This window comes from Kitasatospora sp. NPDC057223, from assembly GCF_042669755.1.
Taxonomy (GTDB): Bacteria; Actinomycetota; Actinomycetes; order Streptomycetales; family Streptomycetaceae; genus Kitasatospora.
In genome coordinates this window covers 56,826-63,025 of record NZ_JBHUWW010000036.1, presented here as the reverse complement: position 1 = coordinate 63,025, position 6,200 = coordinate 56,826, and the positions used below count along the sequence as shown (strand labels likewise).

The window sequence follows — 6,200 nt, the reverse complement described above, 5'->3', positions numbered from 1 at the left end:
GATCCACCCCGAAGGGCTTCACCGTTCGACTTGCATGTGTTAAGCACGCCGCCAGCGTTCGTCCTGAGCCAGGATCAAACTCTCCGTGAATGTCTGCCGGTAATCCGGCGAGCCACTCGCGTTGAGCGGCGCGGCGACCCCCGGAATAGGGAAGTCCCGCGCACTGCGTCCTCGCTAGTGTTTTGTTACTAAAGGAATCTCCAACCCGGTTCAAATGAACCAGGCCGGGGATGTCAACATATCTGGCGTTGACTTTTGGCACGCTGTTGAGTTCTCAAGGAACGGACACTTCCTTCGAGCCGCTCTCACGGTCTCTCCGGGCGCTTCGTTCTTTCGTGTTTCCAGCTTATCAGATCCGTTCCGCCCCGTTTAACCGGAGTTTCGCTTTTCCAACCCTGGCCGGCCAGGTCCGCTTTTCTGCGGCGACCTCCACATTAGCGCAGTTCCGGACGAGTCCGAAATTCACCGCTCAGCATCCGAAAAATACGCGGAACGCACCCATGAAATGGGATTCGAATGAAGAGAAGGTCTGTGCTGATCGTGGCGGTCGCTCCGGTCGGTTCGGTCCAGCCGATCGGCTTTCCCGCTCACCCGCCCGGTTCAGGCGACTCGTCCAACACTAGGCCACTCCCCGGGCCCCGTCAAACACCTGGGGGCCGGATCCGTCCGGATCCGGCCCCCAGGTGTCATCGCCGCAGCTCAAACAGCGTCTGTTTTCAGCCTTCTGACGTCAGCTCAACTGCGGCGAGATTGCGCTTGCCCCGCCGCAGCACCAGCCAGCGGCCGTGCAGCAGGTCCTCCGCCACCGGCGTCGCCTCCTCGTCCGTCACCTTGGTGTTGTTGAGGTAGGCCCCGCCCTCCTTCACCGTGCGCCTGGCTGCGGAGCGGCTCGCCGAGAGACCGGTCGCGACCAGCAGGTCGACGATCGGGAGCAGCTCGGTGATCTCGGCCCTGGGTACCTCGGCGAGGGCTGCGGCCAGTGTCGGCGCCTCCAGGTCGGCCAGGTCGCCCTGACCGAAGAGGGCCTTCGAGGCGGCCACCGCGCGCTCGTACTGCTCGGCGCCGTGGACGAGGGTGGTGAGTTCCTCGGCGAGCGCCCGCTGGGCGAGTCGGGCGGCGGGGCGCTCGGCGCTCTCGCGTTCCAGCTCCTCGACCTCCTCCTTCGAGCGGAAGCTGAAGATCCGCAGGAAGGTGGGGACGTCCCGGTCGTCCGCGTTCAGCCAGAACTGGTAGAAGGCGTACGGGGTGGTGAGTTCGGGGTCGAGCCAGACCGTGCCCGACTCGGTCTTGCCGAACTTGGTGCCGTCCGCCTTGACGATCAGCGGGGTGGCGAGGGCGTGCACCGACTTGCCCTCGGCCTTGCGGATCAGGTCGGTGCCGGCCGTGAGGTTGCCCCACTGGTCGCTGCCGCCGGTCTGCAGGGCGCAGCCGTAGCGGCGGTTCAGCTCCAGGTAGTCCATGCCCTGGAGGATCTGGTAGCTGAACTCGGTGTAGCTGATGCCGGCGTCGGAGTTGAGCCGTCGGGCGACGGCCTCCTTGGCGATCATGTTGTTGACCCGGAAGTACTTGCCGACGTCGCGGAGCAGGCTGATCGCCGACATGCCGGACGTCCAGTCCAGGTTGTTGACCATGCGGGCCGCGTACTCGCCCTCGAAGTCGAGGAAGCGCGAGATCTGGCCACGCAGGCGGTCGACCCAGGCGGCGACGGTCTCGGGGTCGTTGAGCACGCGCTCGGCGTTCGGCTTGGGGTCGCCGATCAGGCCGGTGGCGCCGCCGACGAGGCCGAGCGGGAGGTTCCCGGCATCCTGGATCCGGCGCATGGTGAGGATCTGCACCAGATTGCCGAGGTGCAGGCTCACGGCTGTCGGGTCGAAGCCGCAATAGAACGTGACCGGGCCGTCCGCGAACGCCTTGCGCAGTGCGTCCTCGTCGGTGGACAGGGCGATCAGCCCACGCCACCGCAGCTCGTCGACGATGTCCGTCACGGTCACGATTCTCCTTCGATCGGGCGCCCGTCCGTTGGTGCGGGCCCTGTTCGATCGGGCCCCGGTGCGGAGCGACTCCAGCGTTCTAGAGGGTACGCGGTCGGGGCCAGGGAGTTTTCGCCCGCGCGTGCGGGCCGCCTGCGCCGGGCCCCGGGCCGACACCGGAAATTCCGTTGTTCGACGGCCCCGGGTCCGTTCACAGTGGTCCCACCGCCGTGCGGCGGCAGTGACGTGTGGGGAGCCGGTCGTGCCACCTTGGCACGCCTGCGAGGAGGTGGCCGAGGTGCGCAACACGCTGGTGCTCAATGCGAGCTACGAGCCGCTGACGACCGTGTCGATGCAGCGGGCCGTGGTGCTGGTGCTTCAGGACAAGGCGGTCGTCGAGGACGCACATCCGCTGCGCACGGTGCGCGGTACGGGCGTGAGTGTTCCGGTACCGCGGGTGATCCGGCTGCAGCGGTACGTCCGGGTGCCGTTCCGACAACGGGCGCCGTGGTCGCGCCGTGGGGTGCTGGTGCGCGACCAGCACCTGTGCGCGTACTGCGGGCGCCGGGGGACGACGGTGGACCACCTGCAGCCGAAGTCGCGCGGCGGCGCCGACAGCTGGCTGAACACGGTGGCCGCCTGCGCGGAGGACAACCAGCGCAAGGCGGACCGGACGCCCGAGCAGGCCGGTATGAAGCTGCTCCGCAAGCCGTTCGAGCCGACCCCGCAGGCCACCCTGATGCTGGCGCTGGGCCTGCGCGGCTCGGACGTCCGGGAGCTGGCCGCCTGGCTGCCGGAGCAGATGTTCGCGGCGGCCTGAGGACAGCCGGCGGGCCGGCCCGATCGGGGGACCGGCCGGCCCGTCGGCGCACCGTCACGAGGGTGTGGTCAGCCCTTGGCCCGGTAGGCGGAGGCGATGCCGAAGGTGGCGGAGTGCTCCGGGACGGCGACCACCTCGTCGCCGCCGATCAGCACCCGGCCCGCTATCAGCAGTGAGCCGGTGCCCTGCGGGAAGGAGCCGCCGACGGTCTCCTGGCCGCTCGCGAGCGCGAAGCGGCTGAGGCGGGCGGGCTGGCCGAGCCGTTCGTCGGCCGCGAGCAGCAGGGCGCCGTTGTCGAGGCCGACCGCCCGTACCTTGCCCTTCTCGCCCTTCCCGGCGGTGACGGCCTTCCACTGCTGCTTGCCGGTCGTCAGGTCGTACGCGGCGATGGCCACCGGGCCGCCGGCCGCGGGGACCAGGGTGACGGCCATGGTGCTGCCCTGGAAGAACATGCCGGGGGTGGCCGAGAAGCTCCCGTGCACGGCGTCGATCCGGCTGTCCTCGGCGAGGACGGGGACTTCGGCCGCCGGGTCGCCGGTGGCGCCCCAGGCGAAGATGCGGTCGTCGGCGGGCTGCGCGCCCGTGGTGCCGAGGACGGCCGGCTCGGCGGAGAGCACGGTGACCGTCTTCGGCTGGTTGGTGAGGCCCTTCGCCCAGCCGACCTTGCCGTCGGCGGTGTTCAGCGAGACGGCCTGGTCGACCGGCGTGGAGTCCGCACAACTGCTGTGCAGGAAGACCGTCCCGCCCTGGACGCCGCCGGAGAGGGTGCAGAACTTGCCCTGCCCGGTGTACTGCCAGACGTCGACGCCGTCGGCGGCCTGCCAGGCCAGCACCTTGTCGTCGCCGACCGCGATCACCTTGTCGTCGGTGACGCCGATCCGGGCGCCGTAGTGGTCCTTGGCGTCCGAGAGCGTCTTCGTCCAGACCGTCTTGCCGGTACCGGTGTCGACGGCGACGACCAGGGTGCAGGGGCTGGCCGGGTCGGCCTGGGGGCGGAACAGGACGGCGCCGAGGCCGGCGCCGTTGACGGAGGAGGAGAGCCCGCACGGCACGGCGCCCGCCGCCGGCGGCTCGACCGCCCAGCCGGCCTTGCCGGTGGCGAGGTCGTAGGCCTGCACTCCGGCGGCCTCGGCGCGGACGACGCTGCCGCCGAGCAGCCAGCTGCCCAGCAGGGTGTCGTCGGATCCGGGCTGTGCTGCGGCGGCCGGTTCCGCCGACCACGCCTTGGTGTGGACGGCGGTGAAGCCCTTCTCGCCGGAGGCGGCGGCCGACGGGCTCCCGGTGTCGGCGCCGCTGTTCTCCCCGCTCACCATCACTCCGGCCGTGACCAGGACGGCGAGGGCGGCGAGACCGGCGCCGGCCCGGACGGCCAGGGCACGGGGGGTGGGCGCGTGGTCCGCCGAGACGACGGTCTCGGCGGCCGTCCTGACCCTGGCCGCCAGTGAGGGCCGGGGCCGGTCACCGCGGGAGGCGTCCGCCGCCGTCGGCGCGGCCGCGGGCACCGGCTGCGGCACCGGCCCGGGTACCGGCTCGTAGGGGAGGTAGCCGTCCGCCGGGTACTCGGCGCCCGCCGGTGCGTAGAGCTGCCCGTCCGCCGTGTCCTGGTAGCCGTCGTAGGCCGGGTACTGGCCGTACGAGTGGTCCTGCCGGGGTGCGTACCCGGGCTGGTGCCCGGTGTCGCCGTACGGGTTCTGCCCGTGGCCGGAGGGCGCCGGCTGCTGGTACCCGTAGCCGTCGGAGTAGCCGTCCGGCTCGCGCTGGGCGGGGACGGCCTGCTGCCACTGCGGGCCGTCGGCCGGCGGCCACGGCTGCTGCGGTTGCTCCTGGCCGGGGTACCAGGGCTGCTGCCCGTGCGGGCCGACAGCGGGGGGAAGGTCCTGAGCCATGTGGTGCGTCCCTCCCGCTGCCTGCGATGCGGCAGTCAGCATCTCACGGCGGGCGGCGCGGGCCGCTCCGCCCGCCGTGGGCACGGTGACGGCCCTTCACCGCCGCCGTGGGGCGCTACCGGCCCTCCGAGCTCTCGGCCCGCAGGGCGGCGTCGATCCGGGCGGCGAGGGTGAGGTCCAGCGCGGTCAGCCCGCCCGAGCTGTGGGTGGAGAGGGCGAAGTGCAGGGTGCGCCAGCGGATGTCGATGTCCGGGTGGTGGTCCAGGGCCTGCGCGTCGGCCGCGACGGCGACGACGACCCTGATCGCCGCCGGGAAGTCGTCGGCGCTGGCGGTCCGGACGATGGTGTCGCCCACGCGTGACCACTCGGGGAGCGCGGCCAGGCCCTGGGTGATCTCGTCCTCGGTCAGGAGTGCTCTGCTCATCGGTCCGCTCCCGGGTGCCGGTGGTGTCAGGCCGGACGGAGGCCCTGCCTGGATTCCTCCCTGGAGCATAGGAAGGCGGAGGCCCGCAGCGTCGGCGACACCTCGCGGCCGGCCCGGATCCCTGCGCCGGCTCCGGATCCCCGCGTCAGCCGAGGAGCAGCCGGGTGACGGCGATCAGGCCGACGACCACGATGACGGTGCGCAGCACCGGTGCCGGGAGCCGCCGGCCGACCTTGGCGCCGACCTGTCCGCCGACCACCGAGCCGGCCGCGATGAGCAGCACGGCCGTCCAGTCGATGACGGAGGTGAAGAGGAAGAAGACGGCCGCGACCGCGTTCACGATCAGCGCCAGGCCGTTCTTGACGGCGTTGATCCGCTGCATGCTGTCCTGCAGCAGCATGCCCATCAGCGCGAGCAGCAGGACGCCCTGGGCGGCGCCGAAGTAGCCGCCGTAGATGCCGGTCAGGAAGACGCCGGTGAGCAGCAGCGGGCCGCCGTCGGGGTCGCCGCCCTCGCCGCGCCGGGCGGCGACGGCGCGGGCCACCCGGGGCTGGATGACCACCAGGACGAGGGCGAGCAGGATGAGGACGGGGACGATGGTGTCGAAGGCCTCGCTGGGGAGTCTCACCAGCAGTACGGCGCCGAGCAGGCCGCCGAACAGGGAGGCGGTGCCGAGACGGCGCAGCCGACGGCCCTGGCCGGCGAGTTCGCGGCGGTAGCCGATGACTCCGCTGACCGAACCGGGGACGAGGCCGAGGGTGTTGGAGACGTTGGCGGTGACGGGCGGCAGGCCGAGGGCGAGCAGCACCGGGAAGGTGATCAGGGTGCCGGAGCCCACGATCGCGTTGATGGTGCCCGCGCCGACGCCGGCGAGCAGGACGGCGAGGCCCTCCCAGAGTGTCATCCGTCTTCCCTCCGCTCGGTCCTGTCCGGCCTGTCCGAGGGCGATCATGCCGTAGCGGGCCCGGGGTGCCCGGACCGGGGCCCGTCGTCCGGGACGGGGCGGGTGCCCGGACCGGGGCCCGTCGTCCGGGACGGGGCGGGTGCCCGGACCGGGGCCCGTCGTCCGGGACGGGGCGGGTGCCCGGACCGGGGCCCGG

The 6,200-nt window shown here is 71.9% G+C and carries 5 protein-coding genes and 1 rRNA gene; 1 reads left to right on the top strand and 5 read right to left on the bottom strand.

What is annotated here, in order from left to right:
• Nucleotides 1–90: ribosomal RNA gene (locus ACFUK0_RS15805) — 16S ribosomal RNA — on the bottom strand; the annotation flags it as partial.
• Nucleotides 91–716: 626 nt separating this feature from the next.
• Nucleotides 717–1,985, bottom strand: a complete 1,269-nt coding sequence (tyrS, locus tag ACFUK0_RS15800; protein WP_380250343.1) for a tyrosine--tRNA ligase — start codon at nt 1,983–1,985, stop codon at nt 717–719.
• A 283-nt stretch (nt 1,986–2,268) separates the two neighbouring features.
• Between tyrS and ACFUK0_RS15795 the strand changes: the two genes are divergently transcribed.
• Nucleotides 2,269–2,790, top strand: coding sequence for an HNH endonuclease (locus ACFUK0_RS15795; RefSeq protein ID WP_380250341.1), 522 nt, complete (start codon nt 2,269–2,271; stop codon nt 2,788–2,790).
• Between the two features lie 68 nt (nt 2,791–2,858).
• On the opposite strand, the gene ACFUK0_RS15790 is transcribed toward ACFUK0_RS15795, so the two are convergent.
• From ACFUK0_RS15790 to ACFUK0_RS15780, 3 genes are all read right to left on the bottom strand, one after another.
• On the bottom strand, nt 2,859–4,676 hold the full coding sequence (locus tag ACFUK0_RS15790; RefSeq protein WP_380250337.1) for a PQQ-binding-like beta-propeller repeat protein: 1,818 nt from the start codon (nt 4,674–4,676) through the stop codon (nt 2,859–2,861).
• Nucleotides 4,677–4,791: 115 nt separating this feature from the next.
• Nucleotides 4,792–5,100 (bottom strand): 4a-hydroxytetrahydrobiopterin dehydratase, encoded by a 309-nt coding sequence (locus ACFUK0_RS15785; RefSeq protein WP_380250335.1) that lies wholly within the window; start codon nt 5,098–5,100, stop codon nt 4,792–4,794.
• 145 nt (nt 5,101–5,245) lie between these two features.
• Nucleotides 5,246–6,004, bottom strand: coding sequence for a sulfite exporter TauE/SafE family protein (locus ACFUK0_RS15780; protein WP_380250333.1), 759 nt, complete (start codon nt 6,002–6,004; stop codon nt 5,246–5,248).
• Nucleotides 6,005–6,200 lie beyond the last annotated feature (196 nt).

Coding starts and splice junctions, on each gene's coding strand:
- ACFUK0_RS15785 (WP_380250335.1), bottom strand. CDS start 5,100: ATGAGCAGAGCACTCCTGACCGAGGACGAGATCACCCAGGGCCTGGCC.
- ACFUK0_RS15790 (WP_380250337.1), bottom strand. CDS start 4,676: ATGGCTCAGGACCTTCCCCCCGCTGTCGGCCCGCACGGGCAGCAGCCC.
- ACFUK0_RS15780 (WP_380250333.1), bottom strand. CDS start 6,004: ATGACACTCTGGGAGGGCCTCGCCGTCCTGCTCGCCGGCGTCGGCGCG.